The organism is Leptolyngbya sp. AN10 (genome assembly GCF_050565645.1).
Classification (GTDB): Bacteria; Cyanobacteriota; Cyanobacteriia; order Leptolyngbyales; family Leptolyngbyaceae; genus Leptolyngbya.
Map to the genome: position 1 here is coordinate 20,596 of NZ_JBNXVP010000034.1, position 26,198 is coordinate 46,793.

Below are 26,198 nucleotides of genomic sequence, written 5' to 3' on the forward strand. Positions count from 1 at the left end.
TGATTGCTCTACCTGAGTGAAGGTACTTACCAGATGGTCTAGTTCTGATTGAGAACCTACAGCCAATCTCCAACAAGTACGAATGGAGACCAGTAACGAGGATGGTCAGATAAAGGGTCGTTAAGGACTTCGAGTTGTGCTTGCCTGAGAGCTTCTGCTTTCGTCACTGGCTGATTATGAAGAATCTCATAAAATCGTGTCATCAATTTTGTGGTTGCCTTATCGTTTGCTGACCATAGCGATGCTAGTGTGCTAGATGCTCCAGCGCGTAATGTGACTCCTGCTAGTCCTAGTGCTGCTCGTCGATCGCCTTTAGCTGTGTCACAGGCACTGAATACTAGAAGCTCAATTTGTTCAGTGCGGCTACGTTGCTGTAGCCAAGATTGTAGTTGATTGATATCAAATGTTCCATCTGCTGTCACAATGAATGTGTCGCTAGGATTCGAGCTAAATTGCCCATGAGTTGCAACATGAACAGTGGAATAAACTGATGAGTTAATTTTCTTGCGGAAGGCTTCAGTTGTGAATTGTTGATCGATAAGCGATTCCGAATTTGGGAGAAACCGCTGGATATTTAGAGCTTCTTCCCCAACGGTGAGAAGTTTTGGATAGGATAGCTTCTCTCCTGCTCGATCGATAATGCGTTCCATTGACAGAGCTACGACTAAACTCTGTTGCCTTTTCTGGCTGGAGCGGTTCAATCCTAATATGTTTAGCCCAGGTGTGGAAGCAACAGCATAATTTTGAACAACATACTTCTTACCATCGTATAAAGCCGCGATCGGAATATTTCTGAGATTCCCGTCTGCAATCATGACTAATGTTTTAACGTGATGTGCTTTTAGCACAGATTCAAATTTACCTAACAGAAGGTCGTAAATTTTCTTGGACGTTCTCTTCATGTCTGCTCCCGAATCCGCAGACTCAAGCTGATTTCTCAACAGCGCGAGAGTTTGCTCTAGCTCGGAACGTTTTATTTCTGAGGTGCGGCGGACGATTTCGGGTTGATTTGGAAGTTGTAGAAGAACTTCTAATCGATCTTTTAGAATAATTGGGTAAAAAATGGCAGCCGATGGATCAACCTGCTTTACCGACTTAGCTTTAGGGAGCAGCAAGCTGCATCGAACAAAATTCTCAAGTTCAGTCAGTTGAAGTGCATCTATGTATGACAATGAGCGTTCGAGGTCTGCTTGAGTCGGGTTGTTGTCCAAAACCAAATCAACTAATTCACGGTAGACTGGTTCCACATTATCTCTTAGCGAAAATTGAGCATCAGGATTGATTGCGGCAAGGTTTTCTCGAATCGATTGCAATGCAGTTATCGCATTTTGATAAGCTACGATCGCTCCTTTGACATCAGGGTTTTGTTTCTTTTTCAAAATACGCCCTAATTGCCATTGCCATTGATAGTAAATATCATATGCTCGGAGTGAACCAGCAATGTTTGAAGCTTCCTGCGTGTAGGAGATCGCTTGTTGATAGGTTTGAGATTGCTCATGTAGAAAACCTAATGTTCCAAGGGCATACGCTTCTGCTTTACGAGAGCGGATTTGTCTAGCATGAGAGAGTGCAATCTCTAGCTGCTGTTGTGCAATGCTGGATTGGTTTGAGAGAAGGATTAGGCTACGTGCGAAGTTGATCCGTGCGGAGATATTGTCAAAATTTGGGTCTAAGTGAGCTAACTTTTTTTGAATATTAGAAACGACCTGAGTGGTGTTGAACTTAATAGCATCTAATCCAGATTCTTGTTCATTCTGGATTGACCAATTTAGAATGTCTGCATACAAATTTAACTGATTGATCTGCGCTTGCACCGTAAAGAAAGTACTTGATAATCCTACAAAAGCTTCGTCATATTGAAGAAAAGCTTGACGATAGTATTTTCCTGCTTTGGTGTCCTCAGAGCAGATGTTAGGAGTATCAGAGGTCTGAGTTGTGATGCACCCAGTTCGATCGCGATCGCGATTGCCTAAATCTCGTGACGTATTTCCCAAACTCAGTTTTATTTGTGCTTTGGTTTCTAATGCTTGATCCTCAGCTTTCTCTAAGCTAAATTGCAAGACAGCCTGAGATCCCTCTAAGTTGCCAACAAGCCTCAATGTTTCACCGAGTATTTTAAGTCCTGTTGCTTGAAGGGGTTTAGGGGCAAATTCTGCTTTCAGAAAAGCTCTTAGCTCTGCTACTTTAGGAACTTCAGATTCACAGATCGAATCCTTAAAATGTAGAGTTTCTACTAATGTTTTACAGCTTCTTCGATACAATCCCATTGCGACAAGGGCTTCAGCTTGGTTAATCCGGCTTCCCAGAATCCCAATCCGATCTCCAGAACGCGAGTAAGCTATTTCAGCTTGTTGCCAGGTTTGAAAAGCAGTTTCAAATTGTCCATTTTGATAAAGTTGCTTTCCTTGCTGAACTATTTCAGAAGGAATCATTGCCTTTAGTGGAGCAACAATGCAGACTGTAGCAGTAAAGCAGATGATTAAGCTAAAACTGACCCAGCGCTTCTTTAGAACGGAAAATATCGAACGGAAAAGTAAATACCCTTCTCTTGCCATGTGTTCCTCCGATTTGAAACATTAACGAGCGGAATTCCCCAATCTAATCGAGCAATAAGGTTTCGGGATCGCCACTGCACCCCCAATCCAGTTGAGAAAAGAACGCTTGGATTTGGGGTTGTCTCCGCGTCGTAGTTCCATACGCTACCAAAATCAAAAAAAGGCGCAATATGAACTACGTTTGTCGGCGACTTCAATAGGGGAAGTTGAAGTTCGACGGATGCCAGCACACCATTGTCTGTAAGCAATAGATCTTGCCGATATCCACGAACCGTTGCCTGTCCTCCAATTGCCAGTTGTTCTAGCGGAACTAGGCTCCGAGTGCTGAGTTGAGCCTTGGTTTGAAGGATTAGATTTGTTTCAGGCGCAAGTTGCTGAAACCATCGAGCTTGACCTTGCCAATAAAAAAATCTGCTATCTGGGGCATTAGTATTGATGGTCGAATTCAGAATACTCAATCCAAGATTAAATTGCGATCGGGCAACCAATACAGAGCGATTGCTGCGTTGAATGTACTCTTGAAAAAAGCGTAGGGCTGAGATTCGGGTTCGCCCCATTTCGTCAGATCCCGTTGAAAGTTGATAAGGGATTCCGAGGAGAGTTGTCTCACTGTTTAGTTGCGATCCAGTCAGACCAATTGCTAATTCCTGGGTCGAATCTTCTCTTGCTCGCAGGATTAATGGGTGTCTCAAACTAACTTCGTAATAGCGCGATTTGGAGTTGATGTCTAGGATGTTGAATGGCTCTTCGACAACACGGCTGGAAGTACTCCCAAAATTAAAGCTTAATGAAGTATTGCGAGGGCTAAGCGGAATTGAGTAACTTGCATCGATCGTATTGCTCCCTTGTGTGTTTGTGTATGCCAGTGTGATGTTATCCCCCAATCCCAGTAGATTTCCTTCTGTCAATTGAACTCGGCGCTGATTGCTGCCAATACTTGGAGATCTATTGTTATCGAGAGCGAGTTGAGCATTAAAAGATTGACGCTCTCGAATAGTGACTTCCAATAAGCTAGTGTTAGGTTGAATTCCGTTTGATAGCTCAGCTGAGACAGTCTCAATTAACGGATCTTGCTGCAACAATCGGAGAGCTTCAATCAAGCGATCGTTATTCAATGGTTTTTGGGCGGCGATCGCTAGACGACTTCTGACATAGCTTGGATTTAGCCGCCTTGTACCAATTACTTTAATGTCTTCTAATACGCCCTCTTTGACTTGAACTCTGACGACTGCGCCATTCACAGATAGAGGAGGCTGATTAGTTGGAATGATTACTGTAGTCGTGAGAAATTTGCGATTGCGATATAAAGCTTCAATAGCAGCTTTTGCATCGCGAATTTGTTCAAATGTTACTAGCCCCTTAAACTTCTCAGTGACAGCCTCTAACTCTTTAGCGGCAAAAACTGTACTTCCCTGCACTTCGTAGCGTAAGACTCGAATCTTTTTTGGTATTTCAGGAAGTACCTCTGGTTCTATTCGAGAGGGAGGTGAGATAGTAGGTGGAGATTGCGTCGGTAGAGGTGTTGGATTACTTTTTGGTAACTGCTCGATCGGTTTGAGTGGTGGAACAGGTTGTGATTGCGCTACCACTGATGGCATCGAAGTGCAAGTAACAATGAGTATCGGAATGATTAGAGATTTATCTGACATGACAGGGATGATTAGAAACTTGTGCTTGAAGTGGTTGTGATTGTTTTGGCTGCGTTGTTAAAATCACAGTGCCATTCGCACCATCAATCCAGCCTTGTGCATCTTCGTTCAGCCTTGAATTGTTTTGAGGAAGAATGATCGCAGATGTAGAACTTCGCATGTCTTCCCAGATTTCACTACTACGCAAGGCTTCACCTGGATTTGAGGTCAGCCCACCACGTCCGCTGTTTACAAATCGACCTGCTTGCTGTGCCCCTTCAGATTGACAAGCTTGTGACAGATTCGGTGAGCCTGGAGGAATAGATTCGGGCTGTAGACCTTGATTGGGATCAACTCCCAGAGTAACGATGTCAGTACGTCCCGCTACCCCTTGTTCTGAACTAGCAGTGATATCACTTGTTAGGGGAGAGAGGCGGGGTCTTGCCGCTAATCCGAAGACTCCTTGAGCATCAATCCGGACTGTTCCTCCGTTCCCTTTGAAAGCATTGGCAGTAATATCATTATTTTCTTGGGGAACGGCAACGATTAAGCCTTCTTCAGCATGTATTTCTACATTTCCGCCATTTCCTTTCGCTTGAGCAATTCCAGCAGTTGCAGAGACTCTACTACCATTTCGCATCAGTAAGAGTTCTTGTATTGTGAGTTGAATATTTCCTCCATCACTTGCTTGAGTTCCTGATGTAATTGAACCATTATCAAGCGTAAGTCTTCTAACAGTAGACTGAATATCTCCACCTTGCCCACTACCCTTGCTATCAACATTCATTTCGGCATTGTTGCTTATCATAAAATTCCGAGCGTTAACTGTGATATTACCTCCATCACCAGAGGCAGTTTCCGCCGTATTAGCAAACAAGCCACTTCTTCGATCTTTCAATACTGCTTCTGTTGCATCGATTCGGATATTTCCAGCTCTCTTTGTACCAGATGTCGTTGTAAGAAGCTGTCCGCCTTTAGCAACCTCAAAATTTGACGCATTTACAATAATATTACCTCCATCTCCATTCTTCCCTGTACTAGTACTCAGAATCGACTGATCAGAAACTTGCAAGGCTCTTGTGAAAATTGTGATATCACCACCTCTACCTCCTGTACTTGTGTCAGTCAGAATTTGGCTAGTTTGCCCAGTCTCGCTAGTAATTTTTACTTGGTCTGTAGCTCGAATCGTAATACTGCCTGCATCTCCATTTCCTCTTGTCTGGGAAGTTAGTCTGCCACCGTCTGTGAGAGAGAAAGACTGAGCAGTAATGTGAATATCACCAGCATTGCCCGTTGTTCCTGGATTAGCTTCGCTAAAGATTGCACTAAGAAACCCTCGAACATTCACGCCAGACACACTTGCGTCTTCTTTAACTTCGATAACAACGTTTCCAGCCTTGCCAATAGCAGCAGGACGACCATTAGCTGCTTCTCTTAGAACAGTTTGAAACGCTCCTCCATCAGAAAGCGAAAGTGAACCTGCTTGAATAGTGATATCTCCCCCTTGACCTTCACCACCAGATTCAACATTTCCAAAAAGTGCCCCAGTTTTGAGAGTAGTCACACCAATAGTCTGAATTGAAATATTGCCTGCATTGCCCTTACCAGACATTGTTGCAGTGATTCGGGAGTCTTCAGTCAGGAAGAAACTATCTGCTTGAATTGTTATATCTCCACCATTACCAGTAGCTTGATATCCTACATCATTAGTAATATAGGTACTTCCTCGAAGCGTAACCTTACCAGAAGCATTGAATGAGACGTTTCCTGGAACATTTTCAAGAGATAGGGAATCTTTTATTCCTGAACTAATTCTACTTTCACCGCTCAAGTCAATGTTCCTACCAGTAATCTGAATAGCTCCACTGCCTCGCTGCGTAACATCTATTATCGTGTTATTAAGAGCGATATCAGAACGACTCGTATCTCGTGAAATTCTTAGTTTGAAGTTAGTGTTAGACTGAGAATCAATCTCAGCTTGCCCATTACTAGAAATTGCAGCGATGTCGATCCTTGCCCCTTCTGACTGCAACCTTCCTCCGTTGAGATCTACCGTTCCTCCCACGATCGCTAAGGTTTGACCAGAACCTACATTAAGAGAAGATCCTTCGATCTTAATAGGTGCAGACTGACTTGCAAATATCAAAGCGGTAGGCGCTTGAGCTGATTCAGTTGGTAAGGACGAGTTAGCTGTGTTGACAGAACTAAATAATTCATTCTGGCGAAAACGAATACTAGATGCTGTGCTTGCCAGAAATGAGCCACCGAGTGACAAGCGAGCACCAGAACCAAAATAAATTCCGTTGGGATTGATGAGAAAAAGATTTGCCTTTCCTTGTACACCAAGCGTTCCAAGAATATTGGAGGGTGATTTCCCAGAAACACGAGCCAAGATGTTTGCAAACCCAAGGTTCTCAAAATCTACACGCTGATTTTCTCTAACATTAAACTCTGAAAAACTATGGAATAAATTAATTCCCCTTGCCGCACCGCCTCGAATTAAGTTGCTGGTATCAACAGTCGAAGAATCTTTGCCTAGAGTTTGATCAGGTACGATCTGCGCCTGAACTGGTAAGCTAAACAGCAAGATTCCAAACCCTTGACATAGACCAAAGGCTCCCCAACTACAGGGATACCGTCGCAAAATATTCATCATATAGAAACGGAGTTTTTATCAAGAGAAAAACAATTCCATTTCCAGAGTACCGGGAAAATACTGGGCAACTGGAGTAGAATCTATAATTTTTCGCTTTTTCCGAAGAAATTCAGCCAAATCGCTTATAGTTCTTGCGTACTTCAATTTCAACACGCACTGTGTAATTAGAAATGACACAAGAGTGAAACTACGATCGCCCGATATTTCTCAGGTCAACAATACCCACCAAAAATTTTTTACAGGTAATGGAGCAGAAATAATGCTCCACTACCGATGATATTTCCACCGCTTAGGTTTAACGCTTACGCTCTAAATACCAAGGCGCACGTCCATATTCCTTGATATTCCAGCCGTTGTTTTTCCATTCCAAGGTCAGTTCAGTTTGAGCAGTCCCAAGACTACCATTTTCTTCATAAGCGATGAACTTCCCTTGATTCTTGTCTTTCCATTGAACGAACAAAACGACATGTCCCTCATTGCCAATCTTTCGATTATTAATAGCATCTCCAGCTTGTAGTTCATCTCGGCTACTCAGTGTTCTTGAGAATTGAGGCAAGGTGCTAGTCACGGCGCTCACTGGTAACTGCCAAGCCATACTGACAAAACCTGAACAGTCTTGGCGATATCCTTGGTAATAAGCACCTTGATTGTAAGGTACTCTCCGATCCACCCAAGTTTTTGCATGGGCTAAGATAGAGTTACTAGCTTCAACAACAGTGCCACAATCTGGGGGATAACCCGCAATGACAGCACTCGCAATATAGCCACTCCCATCTGCTAGCTTGAACCACATATTGTCAGGCTGCCCCGTCCACGCATCGGCGATCGTTTCCCCATATACAAAGGTTGAAAACTGTACCACTGCTCCAGCCTGAAACTGCTTCGTCACTGGTGACTGTGTGTTGGGCTGCGATCTCACTCGCGTTGGAGAGAACTTAATCTGAGCCGTGAAGCTTCGATTCTGGCAGTAAGCCGCTTGAGCTTGCGGTACGATCGGCGAGAGCATTTGAGCAGCGGTCATGCCAATTCCACCCAAGGTGATCATGACCATTGCAGCCAAAGCAGAAGAAGAACGTTTCATATATATTGACTCACTTGAGAATAATTAGGTTTTGAAGGTTAGTGAGTAAGTTCAATGAGCCTTCCCCTATATCTCAGGCAGTTGAAAAAATTTATGCAGGATCCGGCAAAAGATTTGTCATCGAGTTGATGTTGTATCCAGATCAGAAGTTGAAAACAACATTGTAATTTTGTAGGTCTTGCAACTGCGAACATTGTCATCCTAGCTCTCGATCTGAATCTGTGAGTTGATTTAATTCTTCTACCCTCATCTGCTCAGAAGCAGGAGCGATGCCATTGTCATATGCGATCTCACATCGCTCCATCAGATGCCCATACCGCCCTGGCTCAAAAGTTGACTGCACCTGCCCGTCTCGGCTGATCGCCACGACTTCCTCAGAAGGCTCCTTTGGCACAACCAGAAGCCAGCCATCCTCAATCCGAAAGTTGTAATCCTGTTTGCCTTCCAGTTCTTGAGTTCCAGTTTGCTCGAAGTGGTTCCAGAGGCGCTCGATTACGACCGCAGCTTCAGGAGTCAAGATTGGAGATCGCTGTACTTCATCTTTGGAAGCGGTTCCTTCAGAGTTGCGCTCTGCGCTAATCGCGCTATAAATCTCAGGCAGATTATCCAATGCCTCATCCAGATCACCGTCATACTCGAAAAGATAGCTATCTTGATCCGGCAGGCTAAAGTAAATGCTTGCCTCGGTTGCTGCTGACAATTCGTTGTGAAGCAGCATGGTGTATTGTCCATGTTCTAAACGAGGCAATTCAGGGGATTCTGGGAAGATTTCAGCAAAAGGCTCTTGTTGCATATTCCGTATTTTGTGAAAGAACGAATGCTCTAGAGAATTGAAATGATGCCTGCTTTACTTGGCTTTTTTCGTCGATTTCTTCTGATTACTCAACAGAGTGGATTGGTAAACCTCGATCGCTCGCCAATGAGCCGCAGGATCATGCCGATTATGGAACCAGTCTTGGATCAGTTCCAAATTGTACCGAACACATCGGCTATTGATCCGTACCCAATGAATCCCTTCGATCCATTCTCCTTGAAGTCGATATTTCTTCAAGGTTTCGCCGCTCAAACTGAGCGTTTTGGTAGCTTGCTGTTTATCAACAAATTGAACCATTCTCAGAGTCTCGCATGGTAGAAACTAAAAAATTGATAGATGGTATAGTTTTGCAGTTAGTTTGCGATAGCTGCTACTTCGCCTTCTCTCCAACTGGCGCAAAATCTCCACCGTTGAAGCACAGTGTTTGAGTTGGATTCATCTTTCCTGTTCTTGGGCTATACGTGGTTAATTGAAAGCAAGGAACTCTGTTCACCACTTGTGAAATCGGCTTGATTACAGGTGGTTTTCCTTGCACCTGAAAATCATTAATTAATCCGTTGAACACTTGCTTAAAACCACTGTTATCCGGGATGTAGCCAAGAAATAGACAGCCACCAAAGCCACAAGTTAGAGGCTTCTTCTGATTCCCACTTGTATGAACTCTTGTGTTGACTAAATACAGCGGTAGCGATCCTGATTGTTGCAGCTTAAGCATCCGCATTTGCCCGATATCCACAGTCGTATTGGAAGGAATATGAGGCGCATAGTCTTGCCGTAACCGTTGTAAGAGTCTTGGCGGCGCGATTTGAGAAACAGGTTGCCAACTTGACTCACCGGAGAAACTGGGAGCGATTTGCCAGATGAGAACACCTGATAGTGTTACTACGATCGCTCCATAAACCAATCGTTTGATCGACATTCTTTTACTCCGTTACGTGAACTGCTGTCGGAATCGAAAATCCAAGCTGTTTCAGTGCCCAGACATCCTCTGGATAAAACACACCGTTGGATGCTGCTGCTTGGTTCACTTGCTGCTGTAACTTTGGTCTACCAAACCGTTTAATTTCGTGCCGGTAGCGTCCTAATGCTAGTTTTCTTGCTGCCTCCTGACCAATCACACTTGTCAGCGATACGGTATCTCCAGGAGCATTAAAAAACTCTTGGGTACAGCGATTTCCATTCACCGAGATGACCAAATCAATGCCATTGCCAGAAGCTGGGAATGCACTCAGTAAATAGTAGATTTTGCTTTGCGATCGCGTTTGGGCGATCAGTTCTGAGCGCACGATCACGGGACGAGTTTGGGTTGGTAAACAACTTTTGATCACATCAGGAATTTTAGGGGTCTGAGCCTGAACCAGTTGAACTGATCCCAACAGCGTCATTAGTAACACGATGCTGCTGATTCCAAAGCGAATCGGACGAATGCGTTGAGGCATAATGTTCTCCTTACATTTACAATCTGAGATACCTTCTGGGGTCTACTTCATGACCACTGTAAACATCACCGGGAGTTGCGCCTTCAATCACCGTGAAATGAAGGTGCGCTCCTGTTCCCACTCCCGAATGACCGCTCTCTGTAATGATTTGTCCTTGAGATACCGTGTCTCCGACTTTGACCCGCAGTTGGGAATTGTGTGCGTACAGGGTCATCAGTCCATTGCCGTGATCAACGACAACCGTATTGCCATACCCTTGCATCCAACCGGAGTAAATAATCTTGCCGCCATCTGCCGCCTTTACGGGCGTTCCATCGGGTACGCCGAAATCGAGTCCTAAGTGATAGGCACTGCACCCTGAACAAGGTCGCGATCGCGCACCAAACTCGCTGGTTACAGGAGCATTAGAAACCGGGCTGCTCAACTTCCCGGTAGATTTTCCGCTGCCTTTCGCGTTGATGGAGCAGGATTTTGCTCCCGATCTCTTCAAAGCTTTCTGGTAATTGCTAACTAGAATTTGCCCGTACTCACTGATCGTTGGTCCTCCGGTGTAATCCCTGCCACCGGAATGACTACATTCACCGGAATACCACATCTCTCCCAAGCAGGCGATGAGTTCATTCCCAGATTTTCCTCGGCTCTGAAGGTACTTGATGTTTTGAGTCTCGGCATTGACAAATAACGAGTCCTGTACCGAAGTCGGAAAGTATTGCAACAATTCAGCCGAACTAGGTTCGTGTCCCGCCGCCAGTCGCCCGTAGAAAGCACCACCTCCAGGTTGCCGCAAAATTGCCTGTTTGACATCCTCGCGGTAAGTCATGAACTGATAGCGTCCAAGTCCGCGCCCACAGTTTCCGTCGCCATCACAGCCCCACTGTCCGACACTCTCGTAATTTCCCTCAATGCCACTCGTTGCATCTGCCAAAGCTTTGAAATCGACTCCGCCAGGACCAGAACCGCATAACCCAGACCCGTCTAAATTTGCTTCGGGTGAATTCTCCCCTTTGATTTGATCGATCTGTTGCTGCACCTCTGGGGGAAGTTCAGTTCCAGGCGGTAGCTCATCCATACCTCCGTTGCCGTCTGCTAGACCCACGAACACGAAGCCTTCTTCCTGGGTCGAAAGCCACGGAACCGGACCAATGAAATAGGGCGTACAGCCGAGATCGACGAATGCCTTTTTGATGCAAACACGAAAAAATAGCCCAAATCTACCTGTTCCTGTCGCTTCGTCAGTGTCCGTCAGAACGACTTTGAACGCTTTGCCGAATGCGAGTCTACCCGTTGGCTCCATACCGTCGTTGAGTCGTCCTAAAACGCCACGACCTCCAGGAACCATTTGCTCACCTGCTTCTTTTCCACCTCGAATCCATCTCGCTCCATGAAGCTGTCCCGGATCGCTCAATGTTCCTGAGCCAGAATAGCCTGGTGAATTAAGTTCGATATAATCACAGCCTTTTGCCTGAGCGCAGTTGTAGTGAAACCCAACTTTGTCGCTTCCAGTGATTGAAAACTTTGTTGGATTTTGGGTGGATTCCTTGTGCGATCGCTCCCCACCATACGTCACGTCATGAATTGCAACAGTTCCAAGCATCTGAAAAGGATTAATCGGAAACTGGGAGAAGGCAACTTGCGATAAGCCTGGTATGCCATTGATCAATGCTGTTTGCCACGCTTTGAAGTTAGAAAGCGGTACTTGATCCAATCCTGGAATTTGGCTGAAGCTATAGCGATCGAGCGATAGTTCACTCAGCGGCAGTTGCCCAAGTACTTCATGAGATGCGATCGCAGAGAGTGAAGTAGAACCCCAATCATTGAGATTCAGGTCTTTGAGTGCAAAACGGGCAAGGTTTTGATTGACCAAATCTGACAGAGGCTTGACCTGCCCAAGCTGAAAATCTCCCAGCATTGGCACGGCATCCATGAGTGTTGAGATCGTCTGCCGTCTAATCAGCGGAAAGTTGCTGAGACTGAGATCGCTCAGGTTCAACTGACCCAACTGAGCTACATTATCTAGACTGAATGTTTGAAGTCCAAAGGTGTCTTGTGTATCGCCTAACATGAGGACATCTCCAATCGAAGTTCCTGATTGCCAACTTCGAGACGGGTCGTAACCTAATTGCTCGATCGTCTGACTGGGAACCTGAACTGCTCCAGCCTGCTCAATTGCAGGCAAAGAAGAAAAAGTAGTTTGGCTCAAGTCAGGCACGGGCGCACTGTTGTAGAGCGTTGTTGGAAAGTAACTCTCCGCCGCATCGGATCGCTGCGGAAAGATAACGGCTCCAGCAACGACTAGAACAACAGTCAGAACGATTAGTGTGAGAAATCTAAACCAACGCATCGCTTGTTTGAGAAGCTGAATGCTGTAAGGTTAGGGATTCGATCTGACACAAATAAGGCAGACAATTGATAAATTCTGACAATCTGCCTCAGCGATCGCGCCCAATCATTTCCGTCTGGTTTGTCCTTTGCTGAATCTGTTCGACGAATTTCCCAAACCGTTGAGCATCCGCAGAAGTTAGCTGCGTTATTGAGGAAATTTCATCGTGTTCCAGTTTGAGAATGATGCCATGCCCTGATCTCAACACCGATTCTGGTAGGATTTGTTGATCTGCTGCTTGAGGCTTCTTTCCGCGTTCTGGAGCGAGAGCGTAAAGCGATGATTCCTGCGCGTACAACAAATAAGTTTTGCCTGGAAATACTGTTCCTGCTGCTAGCGGTTGCCCAAGCTCTGACAGAATAAATCGTGCTTGTTCTGCGATCGAGTGCGCTTGCTTCTCCCAAGTCGCCATATCCTTTGCCATCATCTGCAAATCCCGCTCAGAAAGTGACTGTCCTCCCACGAAGGCTTTCCCCACCAACTCAATTTGCTTCAAGTGTTGATCGGAGCGCCCGATGTCTCGCGCTCGGCGATACCAATTGCGGAGGTCTTTCAGAGGGGGTTGTTGCTGAGACGGACTCAAAGTTTGAGGCTCTTGGGATTGCTCTCGTTTGCTCTGAGCAATTTCTTGTGTTTGAGCCGGAGTTGGATTGGTCTGAAATTTCACCTCATTCAGATATTTGTTAGTTTCGCGGAAATCGATCAGATTCGTTTCTCGAATCCCTCGTGTAGTTTCGGGTTGAATAACACCGTTGATACTGAGGATCTCCATCGGCTCACTTTCCTTGCTCACGACCAGAAAGTGACAGCTAGCTGGGCTATAGCTGAGATCATAGCCGTTCCCGATCGCAGTCCAAGATTCCCCACTTTCATCAGGCTTCACAACGCCCATCGTTTCCGCATAAGCATAGGCGCGTTGGGCAATCAAGACAATTTCCTGCCCCCACTCTGAGGTAATCGAATCCTGCATTTCCTGCAATTCTTCGCTCATTAGAGTGCGAGGACTGTTCGCCGCATTGACTTCAAGCCCAAGCTGGATAATTTCTTGTCGTTTCTCAATCGTTGCTAATTGATAACACGCCCAAAGCCCTGTTGAAATCTTCGATCGAGAATCTTCCTGCTCCTTACCAAGAAGCTGATCATTCCAGTCTTTTCCGACTGTTGGCGTTTCTCGCTCTAGCACTACATCAGAAAACTGCTGGGCAATCTGCCATGCGAGATGCTCACCTTGACGATCGCGATCGTGAGCCAAAACGATTTCCCCATCTCGATCGAAGACTTGGCGAAGTGCCTCAACTGGAATCGCGCCCTGACCATCGGTTGACAGAAAAACGGTAGCAGTTGCAAATTCGTTCAGAGCAGAGTAGGAGATGGCATCGATCGCGGATTCTGTGATCACGACTCGATCAATCTGCCCTTCGCCTTGCTGGAACCAGAAATAGCCATCTTCACGCGCTGTTCCGGGTGTCAGACCTTTGAAGATTTCTCCAGTTGCAGCATTCGGAATCGTTCCTCGTAGGTTGGCTCCGATCGCTTTACCACGTTCAAAGTTCTCATTCAGTTGATGGCGAAAAACCATTATATTTTGGCGAGAATCAGCCGCGAGTAATCCTTCATTGTGTAGTCTATCGACTTGATCCGCAGGCAGCCTGCGCTCATTCACTAGATAATTTCGGACTGCCTCCCACTTGGTTTCATCTCGAATGTTGCACTTCGGTCGTTTCTCTTGAATGGGAGTTTGAACGTTAGTCGAAGGACGTTCATTTGCTAGCTTCTCGACCGCTTCTTGGAATGAGCAGTTCTGAATGTGCATCGTAAAGTCGATCGCGCCAATGCCACCTTTACCTGCGTAATGGTCGAAGAACTTATTGTCATTGATGCTGATACAGAAACTTTGCGATCGCCATTTTGCTTTATCGGAGCGATCTTGTTCGAGTCCAAACTGAACGGCTAAATCGAGCAATGCAAGATCTCGAACGCTATCAGCCAAGGTTTTCCAGGATGAATTAACTGTCATTTCAACAGGAAGAGCGATAGATTGAATTTGCTGGGGGTCTTGGTGAGATTGCTGTTGCTGTTGGCGCGATTGATCCCATGTTGACCAAGTTGGGTCGGATTGCAGGGTGTCAGTTCTAGAAGTCGTAGATTCGTACTGATTGAGAGCAAAGAGTTCTGATTGCTCCAATTCTTCTTCAGGTAGCTGTGAAGTCATATTGGGCTGAAGGGTTCTAACTGCTTGAGCAAATCCTTGATCGAGAATGTTTTGGGAGAATAGTTTGGCAAAGCTGCGATCGCACCCTCGACGCTCTCCACCACGTAATGGGTCTTGTACGGCTGTTTCTTCAAGCTGAAGCGTTTGGTTCTCGCGAATGCGAAAGACCATCTCTGTATCAATAGACCTCCTGCACGAATCCTGATCACAGATTTGAACTCCTGAAAAGAGGACTAGATGCCACTCAGGAGACTGATCAAATGTACGATCGCATTCAACACCTGCCACCAAAATCGTTCAAACGCAAGTGCGGAGTGAAGCGTGAAACCTTCGAGAAAATGGTTGAAATTCTCAAACCCAAGCTGATCCGAAAAGGCAAACGAGGCGGACAAGGCAAGTTTGGAGTCGAAGATCAACTCTTGATTGCGATGGAATATTGGCGCGAGTATCGGACTCAGTTCCACATCGGACAAAGTTGGGGGATTCATGAAACGACCGTGGGGCGCATTGTGCGGAAAGTTGAGAACAGTTTGATTCGGTCGGGCGAATTTCGGCTTCCGGGCAAGAAGGCGCTGCACTCGCCTGATGCAGGGTGGAACCTCCTGTTAGTTGATGTCAGCGAAAGTCCGATTGAACGTCCAAAAAAAAACAGCGACCTTACTACAGTGGTAAGCAAAAATGGCACACACTAAAAGCGCAAGTCGTCGTAGACTATTTCAGCGGTCAAATTGTCTGCACCGCATTTGGCAAAGGGCGCAAGCATGATTTCCGCTTGTTCAAGGACTCGCAGTTGCCGACCCAACTTGAGCAACTCTGGGTGGCAGACCGAGGCTATCAAGGCATCGCCAGACTTCATGCTTACAGTTGTACGCCCTACAAAAAATCGCGCAAGCGTCCGCTCTCCAAGCAAGAACGTCAGTTTAATCGACAATTAGCGCAAGTTCGTATCACGGTGGAGCATACCTTTCGCAAGTTGAAGATTTTTCGCATCTTATCGGAGCGCTACCGTAACCGTCGCAGGCGATTTGGGCTACGGTTCAACTTGATCGCAGGCTTGCTGAACTATGAGCTTGCTCATCCAATTTGATTCGTGCAGGAGGTCTAATGAAGGTGTCTCCGTTTTGTTCTAAGTAATGCGTCAGGTAAAGCTGATTGCCATGCCGTTCAATCACAAGCGGAATGTAGGGTGCGTGTTCAATTCTCAGGTGATAGTCTTCTGCATTTACTACGGCTGTCCATAAACCTGCTTCATGTAGGAATGTCGTCACATTCCTTTCTGCGCTGCCCGTTGGCTGGTTCGTAGTGTTGTTAATAGCCTGCTGCCGAGGTACTTCCACCTGCTCAAATATTTCCGAAGCTGCCCCAATTAGCGGTGCTTGTGGTACTGATTTCTCTACCAAAGATTGATCACTGACCACTTCAAGTTCTGGTAGCCTTACGCCCAAAAACTCACGCGCTTTATCCTTGAAATCAAATGCTGCTAGAGTCTGTTCCTGCTCTTTCATCAGAATGGTCAGGACACGATCGATGTTTTCTGCTGGAACAATCAGTTCCATGCGATCGCTAATCGAGTAGAACTCATTTCCCGCAGCCGCAATCAGCGATTGATCAAGTGAGAAGCGATCGCCGATCGCACTTTTAGGCGTTTGCAGCACAAAGCCTGCCGCAGTACTCCCGAATCGAGCAGATGCTTGACTTTTGATGGTCAGCACCTCATCTAGCGTTTTGACTGACCCTTGGTAGGCAGTCAATTCAGTCATGAACGCCTTGACTTGGTGTGGTTCGGAAAAAGAGACGGGCTGCTCTCGAAGTGATTCCTGAATATCAAAGCTGGCAGGCATGACTAACCCTTGCCGCACATTGCCCTGATAATCGGTGTAGTTCAGAAATTTTCCAGTTGGATATTTCTCATAGGCTTTCAGCAAGTTACCTTGGAAAATTTGCCGCTCAGTGCGGTCTGCCGCTTGTCTAAGATCGAAGGCTTCGTAGATATCATGACCATCCCAGTTTTTATCTTGGGCAGAAATCGTGATTAGCGAATCTGTTTTTCCTCGGTTGAAGCGGGTCAGGGGAATCGTAAGCATTCGAGCTTGATTGTCGGTCAGAATTTGCGCTTTCCAGTTCGATGGCGCAGTCGGGCTACCGTTGTGCCCCTTCTGCCAGGTTCGTGCGACGACTCCATACGTTACGTTGCCTTCGGGTGAAACAACTCGAACGGTTTGACCGGATGGAAACTGCCGTAAAACGTCACGAATATGATTGAACTGTGTGTTCAGCCGTTCGGTTAATTTATTTCTACTGTAGCTGTCGAGTTTGCTCGGTAGAAGCTCAGTTCGATAGTCTCGTGTTGCTTGCCGCAGTTTAGCGATCGTCAGTTTTACGTCATCCTTTGCCGATTGCTCTACCTGGTCAAAGTTATGGTCAGCAACTCGTTGGACAGCTTCTAATCCCAAATGCTCCCGCACCAAGTTAATCACTTCGAGTTGATTGAACGGCTTCACCGGGATTTTGGCATCCACTACGTCCAGATAAACCGAACCCGTAAATTCATTCCGTACTTGACCTTCATCCGGAATAACTTCCATCCGTCCAATTGTTCGAGCATCGAGGTCAAGCTGCTGTGCCTCCAACACGCTCTCACCCATTGCCTGCTTCTGAGCCACAAGATCGAGGGTTTCTGATTCAATCAACGCATAGAGGTCTTCTTGCTCTTTTACCGATAGTAGGGGAATGCGTCCGGTGATTCGGCTGATCGCCTCAATGTCTGAATCGCCTTGCAGGTTATTTCTGGGATAAGCCAACTTTGCTTCTAGTTCTGGATTGTCGTCGAGAATCTCGTGAATCACTTCTTCACCATAGGGCGTGAGAAAGTCTACGACATTCGCGATTGACAAAGCTGAATCACGATCGGCGGTTGTATTTGCATTGAGTGTTGCCATCTTGTGAGATAGCAAAGCTCCCAAGCGCTTCTCGGCTGGAATATCACTCATGAGCAAAGTAATTTCCGGCTCCGACACTTGCCCAAATCGATTCACTCGACCTAACATCTGCATCACTTGATTGATATCGCGTTCTGCCTGCGCCATGATCAGATGTCGTTGCCGCTGATCCGCAAACTTCTCGGAGGAGTGAAGGTTAATTCCGGTTGCCCCGGCACGATTGAGAATCAGAACATCAATGCTACCTGCATTGAACTGATCAACGATTTCAACTCGCGCTTGAGGCTTCGTTTCATTCGCAGAGCGATGAGCATAGCCTTGCTCTCCCGTTGGGGTATAGTCGATGATGTTGTGCCGTCCAGTAATCTCATCGACTCGAAAGCCTGCTTGAGTTAAGCGCCACTTGATATAGTCGATCGAACTGAGCGGAATCGTCGAGAGGTCAGTCGTATCAATAATTTCTCTTGCAGTGTCATAAGCTGCTAATGCTGCATCGGTTAGCTCTTCATCGGTCATGCGTCGCCGAGTCATGTTGCCTTCGTGGTCTTTGATCGTGACATCGCGCGATCGCTCCAGATACCGACTTAACACATCACCAAACGAAATATTGATCGCATCCCCTGGCTCAAGTCCGCTATCTTCGGCGTACTGCCCGATAAAAGCATCCATCGTATTCGCAACCGCAATCACAGGCTTCTGTCCACATCCGATCGCAGCGATCGCCTCTTGAACCGCTGCCTCTGCTTTTTGGCAAAGTAAGCCTTGATCGATCGCATTATTCATCAGCGAAGTGAAGTTTGTCGATCGTGCCCCTGCCTGCCCAATCGAACTATCCTCACTAGCAGCTTTCGCTTCTTTCTTCAGTTCTTTACTCAGTTTGGCGACAGCTTTCTCTTTAACAAGGTCAAACTGACTGATTGCTCGCATGATCGCAGAAATGTTATCGGCTACATCCCGATCAACTGGAACGACCTTTGCTTGAAAAGCGACATTTTCAAACGATCTCTCTCGTCGTAGCATTTGACCCGATGCTACAAATTTCGTCGCCATCATCTGCTGAAGTGGAACACCGCCAGCTTTCAGCGTTCGTTGTAGCGATTCAATGCTAGCAACTGCTTCTGCTGCATCCGAGCGACGCGCATACAAATCCATCACGGCTGGATCTTTGATTGCTGTTGCACTTGCGAATACGGCTCCAACACTCAAATCGATCAATTCTCTGGCAAATTCTGCTCGATTGGGTGCGGCACTGTTGCTTGTCCAACCTTTCTCTCCAGTGCTTCCACCCGCTTCATGCGCCTCATCAAAGATAAAGATCGCATTCGGCGCAATCTGGCGGAGAAAGTCTCGTCGGAAAGGTTCTTTACCACTGTCGATCGTTTGAAGTTGGCTATAAGTTGTGAAGATCGCATTGTACACGCCGATGCCTTGCCGCATGATACGCTGCATCTCTGCTTCTTGTTGAGCAGGGTTACTTGTTCTCAGTTGGCTGCCATTGGGCAAAGCAAGTCGAAGATTGTTATCGGTTGCAAAGATGTTGACTCCAGACTTGCCAATGTCTTGCAGGTCAGCCAGCATCGAAACGTAGAGCGTTGATTTCTGAGTGATGAAAACGGGAATGTAGCCTTGATTGATCGCATCAACAATCTGACTGGCACAAAATCGCCCTTTGCCGTTTCCGGTTTGGTCGCCATTGAGAAATACTTTGTCGCGATCGCGCTGCCAAAATGCCAAAGCATTTGCATCGATTTGCTCGGCATAAAGGTACTCCCACAGTTTCTCCTTGGAGTCATACCCCATACGCTGTCGAACATATTCATCCACATCACCGACTGCGCGTTCTAACTTATCAAGAGCAGTTTGAGCCGCCGTTGCCATGTTGGAAGGAATGAGAGTGCCAGGTGATTTACCTTGGCTGCGAGGCAAATAAGCAACATTCAACGGAGCATCTGGTGTCACTGGATGCTCAACTTCTGGATTCGCCATGATTTGAGTCTCTTGCGTTGGTTGGGAGGTTACTCGGACATTCCGTAAGTCAACTGGGATAGCCAGTTCTCCAGCGTGATTTCGTTGTGTTCCTGCATCCACACCTCTTGGGTCTCTGGAGGAGCGATCGCGATCGATGTGGGGAACATCAGTCCATTGATCAGTTGAAACTTGGTTGCTAAGGTGTCGTTGCGATCGACGAAGGTTTCTGCCCATTCCTGCGTCCACCACCAAATCGGCTCTAGTTCCTTCGTCTGAACGTCTTCGTACAGCGTCGGAGGTTCTTGCATCGATAACACTTTGAGAGCTTGGCTGAGTCGTCGATGCGTTTGGATCTGATTCTCGCCACTCTCCTCCAACCAGCGATCTAGCATCCACTGAATTCTGAGCATCATCAAGCGCTGATAATCGCGCCACGTCAATTCCTGAATCGCGATCGGGAGCCTGACCAGAAACAAAGATTGATCTCCCGTTTCTTGAGGCTTCCAAATCACTGGAAAGTGGTTGTAGTCCTCGGTGCTGAATGAGTTCATCGGGTAATCGCTCCTTGAGTACATCGAATGATTTGTAGATGATCGGAACATCTGCCGCAGGTAAATCTCGTTGGGATTGCCCTCGCCCCTCGATTAGAATGATATCGATCGGGAATCCTGCTCCCTGCTTGCGGTACAGATTGCCCCAGATTGAAAAATGCTGAGTGACGTTGTAGTGCTGATAGAGAGCAAAAAAGAAGCCTCGGCTCTCAATGCTGTTGTAGCGATTTGATCGGAGATCTTCATCGTCGCCCAGCTTTCCACCTAGAATCAAAACGGCTCGACCCTGATCCTTGATCGCTTCCAAGGCTTTGAATGCGATCGCATGATCCACCTGGCGCGTTCCCCGTCGATTGCCTGGAAGCTCAAATCGTCGAATCTTACCGTTTCCATCCTGGACGGGACCAAACGGTGGATTACAGATTAAGACATCAACTTGCTCTTTCGGGCGATAGTTAGTGGCATCCTGTTGCGTAAGTTGGGCATAGCCTCGGTGCTGCAATTCAGTAAAACGATCCGGGTTCAATTCATTCGCGATCGCTCTAGCTGAACTGACCCCAATCAACAGTGCCCCATTCCCAGCCGTAGGTTCGTAGACAGTGGTTTCTGGAGTAATGCCTGCTAGGGTCGAAGCAAGATAAGCGATCGGGATAGGTGTACTGTAGGCTTGCTGAAGAACTGAGGTCGAAGAGCGAACGCCTAACGTTGGTTGTCGATTCAGTAGCTCAACTAAGCGATCGTAAGCTTGATGAGTCGTCGTACATTGCTGAATGAGCAATGGTGCAACTCGCACAACTGCTGCTTCCATTGCCTCATCTACTACTTTTGTCAGGGGACTACCAGGAAAAATGGATTGCCCCAAAATTGCTTCAGCCTGCTTTCGTGCCTGATTAATCCGGTCATAGTTTTCTCCTTCCAATAGGGAACTGTGGAACGCTCTAATCAGAGCTTCCTTGTGTTCTGCGGACATAAGTTAGTTTTAGTTAACCAATCTCTACTTGACGTTGTTCAGATAGATTGGGCTGTTGTTGCTCGATCGTTTTGATTGCTTGAGCAAATCGCCCAAAATCCTGTTGCTCTAACCTGGATTGCACCTGATCATCCTGTTGTTGATATATCGTTCCGCGCCCATCTTTTGCTGTGATAGTAAGTGAATCTTGACTGATTTGAATTCGATAATGCTTGCCGTTGTAGTCGTTTGTCTCATTAAACTCCGCCACCATCCGAGCAGCAGACCCGAAAGCAGCACTCTTTTCAGCGTGTCGTGTCTCAGCGATCTGACTACCTCGTACACTCTCAATGCCTTGACGTGCTTGATCGATCGCTTGATACTGCTCGTGAGAAATCCCAGTCTCAGCTTTTGAGAGAACCGTGATTCTTGGCTCCCCAAATAGCAATTTTTCTGCTTTGAAGCGCAATAATTCCTGATTCGTCGTTGCGTCTCGCAGCATGAAATTATTTCGCCCCTGAAGCTCTACTTTGAAGCCATTGAGTTCGTAGCGATGCTCTTGGGTTCGAGCAAAACCCTGCTCAAAGAATTCATAGGCAGTTCTCGCGGCTCGATGTTCGCGAATTGCTTCTGGACGTGAGGCTAACCACTGCCCTGCTCGTTCTACACCGTGTCCGGCTGTCTCGATCGCTTTTTCGGCTCTGTCTTGTACTGCTTGTGCAGTTTGCTTCTGAAAAGCCTTGAATTGGTCACTTTCTAAGCCTTGTTTGACGGTCTGGAAAGCAGTCTTCGCTCCTTCTACCACCATTTTCTGAGCAGTTTTGAACTGATCGCTGCTCAAGTTCTGTTGAACCGCTTGAGTAGCCTGCTTGCTCAAATCCTCAAATAAGTTCTGAAAGAAGGCTTTACTGTTTGACTCCCGAAGCTGAGCAATTTGCTGTCTTGCTACCTCTAAAGCATTTGTATGATGAGACTCAGAGGTTTCTGATACCTGAGAGTTAGTTTGCCACATAAAGCGAGGCATATCTTCCAAGAGAACTTTCTGATCTTCCCAAACACCCTCGCCATTTCTCGCCCATCCTTCAAAAGCTTGAGCATCTTCTGATGTCACTTCTTGAGACGGCTGGATTTGCCCATCCACAATTTGAACCAGAACATTCTCATCTTTAGAAACAGTGAGCGTATCGCGATCGAGATGCAGTTTGTAAGAGCCAATCTCGGCTACAGTTGTAGCAGGTTTTTCCTGCCATATTGGATTCATCAGTCCTTCTGCTGCCTGAGCAACTCTTCGCGCTGCCATTACAATGTCGCTGTTAGAAATTTCGGCTGGCACTGAGTTGGGAAGAGTAGATTCTGGGGCAACCTTTTGAGAAAGTGCATGGCATAAAGTATTGATCGAAATAGTTCCGTCGCGCTCCTGCCGAAATAGCGTTTCCCCTTTGTTGGTAATTTCCAGCATAGGCTTTCGCCCACTGTAGGGAGACAAATCAACTCCACCTACAGCAGGCTTTTCCAATGCAGATAAAATTAATTCTGCTCGATCCTGATTGATTTCGTTGCGCTGCTCTCCCGAAGCTAGTTCACCTAAAATAATGCGACCATTCTTGCCGTATTGAATGCGGACATCCAAGTCAAGCATATCTACGCCTTGTCGAGTCGCGATCGCATCTAGAACTTGCTGGGAGTAGGTCTGATGTTGGTTCATTTCACACCTGCTTCAATCGTCCAAGTACCTGATCCAATTGCGCGATCGCAACTACACGATTAACAACGACCTCATCGTTGATTACAAATAGCGCCATCTGATCATCAAACCGAACTTCCATAAATGGTGGATGTTCAGGAGATGGGTTTGGATAAGAGATTTGACCTTGCTGGTAGCGCATACAGAGAATGTCATCAAAGAAAATCTCAATCAGCGAGGGTGTATAGCCTGGGGGAAAACAGGATTTATTCCGCTCTCTTGCCAATTCATCTAGCAGTTCTGAATGTTGTGATAGAACTGCGATCGCATTAAACGACAATCCCCACTGTGAAAGTAAAAGAACTGGATTCAAATCGCTCCCAAAAATATGATCCAAGTTTGCCTCAAGGTCTGGATCTTTCTCGCGCGTCACTAAAGGAGTGTCTTCAGCGTCATAGCCTGCTTGAAGTTCCTGCCAGTTTTGAAAGCTCTTATTCATCACTTTGCCTCTCTAACGAGTTAGTTCAGTATTGCGATCGCTAACCTGCTCAGTTGTGCGAATGCTCTCATACGCAGCAGCAAATCTGACCATTAGGTGTTCAATTCGCTCTGAAGAAATAGATACTGCCTGATCACCCTGTACTGTTATGACTTCTGCTGAATTGTCTCTGGGGATAAAGAGAATGCGATCGCCGTCTGCCTGAATGTTGTAATCTCGCTTGCCAGTTAATTCCTGCTCCCCGCTCTGATCGAAGTAATCGTGTAGTTGAGTTACGATCGCCTTAGCTTCTGGCGTAAGTGGATGCTCTGACCGATATTCTGCATCTGCTTCTACTTCAGTCGGCTCGACAACTGCTCGAATCGCTGCACCTCCTTTAATCGCTCCATACTGATCCCGCTCTACTCGAATCGACGGAGCTTGATGCAGCACTTCGTTATGAACTGTACTGAGATCGCCTAATTGTTGCCCGATCAATGATTCGGCTTCGCCAACTGGACGCAGTTCCGTCGTCGGCTGGCTTGGTTCTAATTCACCAATCTCGGTTGTCATCTCAGTATCGCGGTTCTGCTGAATTTCACTAGCACTTTGAACAGCTTCTAAAGAGTTAGAAGGTAGCAGATCATTGACGATTACCTGACCTTTTTCTTGGCGAAAGCATTGCACCCCGTCTACTTCAATGTCAATCACATCCTGATTTTCTGTTGCTGGCGGTAATGCTGGAGACGAAATCGCTCCTGCCAAAGTCGCGAGTCGCTGCGGGGACAATTGCTCCAAGCTTTGTTGAAGTTCAGGAAGCGGAACTGCCATGTAAAGACTATTCAGTTGCAGTCGTACTTCTGGTGTTAACTGAGGATAAGCTCTACCACCTTCCAGCAATTCTGGATTGCGATACGGGAGCGCCTCGACTTCTGGAATAATTTCTGCATCTATCACAAGCTGCTCCTCTGGTTCAAGTTCAGCGGTTATTTGAATCGGCTCTTGCAATTTTTTGGAAGGTTCAGAGGAGCTAATTTTAGATAAGAACCGAATAATTGCCTCAAGAATCGTGTTGATATCATGTTGCACCTTCTCTGCGCTATGAGGTTGAACAGGAAAAGCCATAATTAAAACGCTGCTTGAATTTTGCTAATTTGCGATTTATCAACTTTCTTAGGGTCTTCGGCAAGAGGCAAAATGCGTTCCGCTTCTTGCTCTCGTTCTTCGATCATGCGCTCAGTGTAGACTCGCAATTCATCGCGGGTTAATTTGGGTTGTGGACTATGCTGACTCATACGATCGCGGATTTTTGCGTTCCAAATTCGTTTTGACCAATCTTGCTGTTGTTCGACTGACTCTGGAATTTTTATCTTCTGAGACATGGGAATACCGACTTCGCCTTGTCCCGCGATCGCTGGATTGATCAAGATACATTTCCCGGAAGGCAATCGAAGAAACTGATCAGGGCTATAAAGTTTACGAGTTCGCTCATTGTCAGAAACATTTGTGCTGGCTTTACCGCCACTATGCCCTCTTGATTTTTGCTTCAGATTTAATTGCTCTTCACCAATGTAATCACTGCACCATTGAGCCGTTTTGAGTTCCTGCGGGTTGAACCAAGCTTTCGTGGCGCAGTTGGACAGAATAGTACGAGCGAGAGACTCGCCATACCGTTGCTCCAATTGCCCAAAGTCTTGATAGCCCATAATCGTGACGGCTCCGGCTGAACGTTGAGTCGCGAAAGCAGTTGCTAAATCGATTCCAACGGTTGGAGCTTCATCGAGGATGAAAACGAAAGGGTCTTTGCGAGCGATCGCAACGTTACGATCCAAAACCATCTGCATAATTCCTGTCAGAAACGGAGCGATCGCTGTTTTGATCGATTTATCCATTCCAACTACGACCAGTGTTTTGCCTGTTATCGTTAACGGCACTGTTGTTTTGTCACAAAAGGCATTTGCGAGTCCTGGTGTAGTGAAAGGAACAAATAGGTTCTGTGCTGTTCCTCGAATGCTGTCTGCCGTCTTCTCTGAGCCTGACACAGAGAGATATTGAGAGAACGTATTTTTGGTCAACTTACTCAATTTGGAGTTCTGAATCCGCTTCGGTAAGTCGGTCATTGCCAAAATCACCTGGCACATCATCATGTCAGGAAACTTTGTCTGCTTCGCGAGGAGTAGCACAGCTTGAATCAGCAAATCTCCTGCGATCGAGAAGAACGGATCATCCGAAGCATCCTTATGTTCAGACCGCATACACTTGTGCATAACCGAAGCAAGTTGTCGTGCTGCCATCCCGTCCATATCATCCAGCAAAAAGTCTAGCGGATTGCAAATCTCGGATTCGCTCATTCCGGGCGCAAAGATATGAACCTTGTAGCCTGCTTTGACTGCCATTGGTAAAACGGCGGAAACCAGGCTATCGTTTGGTTCAGTGTATTTGAAGTCATAAAGGTACATTGGAAATTCTTGCGCGATCGCGGACTGAGCAATCGGTAACACCATACTCGCAGTCTTACCCGAACCTGCACCACCGGAAATTGCGATTCCACGCTGAGCATCCGGCAGATAGAGCGAGTTGTAAATTTTGAAAGCCACAACATTATGCTTTCTTGCTTTCATCTGCCGAATTGCTTTTCGCTTGGCAACTGCACGTTCTTTCCCGCTTGCAAATCGCGCAGTTGCTAAACGGTTCTTTTTGCCGATTCCGCGCTCACCAAACCAGGCAAGCGCAAGGCATCCTGCGATCGCAAGCAGCAGAATCAAGCCGTTCTCACTCTTAAAAATGGTTAAGAGGTCGCTTAACTGATTGCTAACTGGATTCGTTGACGGGGCAACTGAAATCGTTTGATGGATTTTGGTCAT

The 26,198-nt window shown here is 46.5% G+C and carries 16 protein-coding genes; 1 reads left to right on the top strand and 15 read right to left on the bottom strand.

What is annotated here, in order from left to right; translation table 11 throughout:
• Positions 1–56 precede the first annotated feature (56 nt).
• The 10 genes from ACQ4M5_RS31800 to ACQ4M5_RS31845 form a co-directional block, all read right to left on the bottom strand.
• Positions 57–2,432 (bottom strand): CHAT domain-containing protein, encoded by a 2,376-nt coding sequence (locus tag ACQ4M5_RS31800; protein ID WP_430679821.1) that lies wholly within the window; start codon positions 2,430–2,432, stop codon positions 57–59.
• Positions 2,433–2,506: 74 nt separating this feature from the next.
• Positions 2,507–4,153, bottom strand: coding sequence for a ShlB/FhaC/HecB family hemolysin secretion/activation protein (locus ACQ4M5_RS31805; RefSeq protein WP_430679822.1), 1,647 nt, complete (start codon positions 4,151–4,153; stop codon positions 2,507–2,509).
• A gap of 40 nt (positions 4,154–4,193) precedes the next feature.
• Entirely contained in the window at positions 4,194–6,839 is a 2,646-nt protein-coding gene (locus ACQ4M5_RS31810; RefSeq protein WP_430679823.1) for a filamentous hemagglutinin N-terminal domain-containing protein, read from the bottom strand.
• A 295-nt stretch (positions 6,840–7,134) separates the two neighbouring features.
• Complete coding sequence (locus ACQ4M5_RS31815) at positions 7,135–7,920, bottom strand: hypothetical protein (protein ID WP_430679824.1); 786 nt, start codon at positions 7,918–7,920, stop codon at positions 7,135–7,137.
• 196 nt (positions 7,921–8,116) lie between these two features.
• Complete coding sequence (locus ACQ4M5_RS31820; protein WP_430679825.1) at positions 8,117–8,713, bottom strand: hypothetical protein; 597 nt, start codon at positions 8,711–8,713, stop codon at positions 8,117–8,119.
• 54 nt (positions 8,714–8,767) lie between these two features.
• Positions 8,768–9,031 (bottom strand): hypothetical protein, encoded by a 264-nt coding sequence (locus ACQ4M5_RS31825; protein WP_430679826.1) that lies wholly within the window; start codon positions 9,029–9,031, stop codon positions 8,768–8,770.
• A gap of 73 nt (positions 9,032–9,104) precedes the next feature.
• Positions 9,105–9,653: a hypothetical protein gene (locus tag ACQ4M5_RS31830; protein ID WP_430679827.1), complete on the bottom strand. Its 549-nt coding sequence runs from the start codon at positions 9,651–9,653 to the stop codon at positions 9,105–9,107.
• Positions 9,654–9,657: 4 nt separating this feature from the next.
• Positions 9,658–10,173: a hypothetical protein gene (locus ACQ4M5_RS31835; RefSeq protein ID WP_430679828.1), complete on the bottom strand. Its 516-nt coding sequence runs from the start codon at positions 10,171–10,173 to the stop codon at positions 9,658–9,660.
• A 16-nt stretch (positions 10,174–10,189) separates the two neighbouring features.
• Positions 10,190–12,514: a M23 family metallopeptidase gene (locus tag ACQ4M5_RS31840; protein ID WP_430679829.1), complete on the bottom strand. Its 2,325-nt coding sequence runs from the start codon at positions 12,512–12,514 to the stop codon at positions 10,190–10,192.
• Between the two features lie 88 nt (positions 12,515–12,602).
• Positions 12,603–14,936: a toprim domain-containing protein gene (locus tag ACQ4M5_RS31845; protein WP_430679830.1), complete on the bottom strand. Its 2,334-nt coding sequence runs from the start codon at positions 14,934–14,936 to the stop codon at positions 12,603–12,605.
• Between the two features lie 89 nt (positions 14,937–15,025).
• Between ACQ4M5_RS31845 and ACQ4M5_RS31850 the strand changes: the two genes are divergently transcribed.
• Positions 15,026–15,852 (top strand): IS5 family transposase gene (locus ACQ4M5_RS31850; protein WP_430674732.1). Its coding sequence is split into 2 segments (ribosomal slippage): positions 15,026–15,413 and positions 15,413–15,852, totalling 828 coding nucleotides; the frame shifts between segments, so codons are not numbered across the junction.
• Here ACQ4M5_RS31850 and ACQ4M5_RS31855 read toward each other — a convergent pair.
• Genes ACQ4M5_RS31855 through ACQ4M5_RS31875 form a run of 5 tightly spaced genes read right to left on the bottom strand, consistent with a single transcriptional unit; the run spans position 15,803 to position 26,198 of the window.
• Positions 15,803–21,193, bottom strand: coding sequence for a strawberry notch C-terminal domain-containing protein (locus tag ACQ4M5_RS31855; RefSeq protein WP_430679831.1), 5,391 nt, complete (start codon positions 21,191–21,193; stop codon positions 15,803–15,805). The genes ACQ4M5_RS31850 and ACQ4M5_RS31855 overlap by 50 nt on opposite strands.
• Before the next feature lie 13 nt (positions 21,194–21,206).
• On the bottom strand, positions 21,207–22,877 hold the full coding sequence (locus ACQ4M5_RS31860; protein WP_430679832.1) for a hypothetical protein: 1,671 nt from the start codon (positions 22,875–22,877) through the stop codon (positions 21,207–21,209).
• Between the two features lies 1 nt (position 22,878).
• Positions 22,879–23,355 (bottom strand): hypothetical protein, encoded by a 477-nt coding sequence (locus ACQ4M5_RS31865; RefSeq protein WP_430679833.1) that lies wholly within the window; start codon positions 23,353–23,355, stop codon positions 22,879–22,881.
• A gap of 12 nt (positions 23,356–23,367) precedes the next feature.
• The gene (locus tag ACQ4M5_RS31870) at positions 23,368–24,459 is read right to left on the bottom strand and encodes a hypothetical protein (RefSeq protein ID WP_430679834.1); all 1,092 of its coding nucleotides are present in this window, start codon (positions 24,457–24,459) and stop codon (positions 23,368–23,370) included.
• Between the two features lie 2 nt (positions 24,460–24,461).
• Complete coding sequence (locus ACQ4M5_RS31875; protein WP_430679835.1) at positions 24,462–26,198, bottom strand: type IV secretory system conjugative DNA transfer family protein; 1,737 nt, start codon at positions 26,196–26,198, stop codon at positions 24,462–24,464.

Excerpts from the sequence above, each read along its gene's own strand:
- ACQ4M5_RS31805 (WP_430679822.1), bottom strand. The coding sequence starts at position 4,153 with ATGCCATCAGTGGTAGCGCAATCACAACCTGTTCCACCACTCAAACCG.
- ACQ4M5_RS31820 (WP_430679825.1), bottom strand. The coding sequence starts at position 8,713 with ATGCAACAAGAGCCTTTTGCTGAAATCTTCCCAGAATCCCCTGAATTG.
- ACQ4M5_RS31865 (WP_430679833.1), bottom strand. The coding sequence starts at position 23,355 with ATGAATAAGAGCTTTCAAAACTGGCAGGAACTTCAAGCAGGCTATGAC.
- ACQ4M5_RS31830 (WP_430679827.1), bottom strand. The coding sequence starts at position 9,653 with ATGTCGATCAAACGATTGGTTTATGGAGCGATCGTAGTAACACTATCA.
- ACQ4M5_RS31815 (WP_430679824.1), bottom strand. The coding sequence starts at position 7,920 with ATGAAACGTTCTTCTTCTGCTTTGGCTGCAATGGTCATGATCACCTTG.
- ACQ4M5_RS31875 (WP_430679835.1), bottom strand. The coding sequence starts at position 26,198 with ATGACCAAAATCCATCAAACGATTTCAGTTGCCCCGTCAACGAATCCA.
- ACQ4M5_RS31800 (WP_430679821.1), bottom strand. The coding sequence starts at position 2,432 with ATGATTCCTTCTGAAATAGTTCAGCAAGGAAAGCAACTTTATCAAAAT.
- ACQ4M5_RS31855 (WP_430679831.1), bottom strand. The coding sequence starts at position 21,193 with ATGTCCGCAGAACACAAGGAAGCTCTGATTAGAGCGTTCCACAGTTCC.
- ACQ4M5_RS31810 (WP_430679823.1), bottom strand. The coding sequence starts at position 6,839 with ATGATGAATATTTTGCGACGGTATCCCTGTAGTTGGGGAGCCTTTGGT.
- ACQ4M5_RS31840 (WP_430679829.1), bottom strand. The coding sequence starts at position 12,514 with ATGCGTTGGTTTAGATTTCTCACACTAATCGTTCTGACTGTTGTTCTA.
- ACQ4M5_RS31860 (WP_430679832.1), bottom strand. The coding sequence starts at position 22,877 with ATGAACCAACATCAGACCTACTCCCAGCAAGTTCTAGATGCGATCGCG.
- ACQ4M5_RS31870 (WP_430679834.1), bottom strand. The coding sequence starts at position 24,459 with ATGGCTTTTCCTGTTCAACCTCATAGCGCAGAGAAGGTGCAACATGAT.
- ACQ4M5_RS31845 (WP_430679830.1), bottom strand. The coding sequence starts at position 14,936 with ATGGTCTTTCGCATTCGCGAGAACCAAACGCTTCAGCTTGAAGAAACA.
- ACQ4M5_RS31825 (WP_430679826.1), bottom strand. The coding sequence starts at position 9,031 with ATGGTTCAATTTGTTGATAAACAGCAAGCTACCAAAACGCTCAGTTTG.
- ACQ4M5_RS31835 (WP_430679828.1), bottom strand. The coding sequence starts at position 10,173 with ATGCCTCAACGCATTCGTCCGATTCGCTTTGGAATCAGCAGCATCGTG.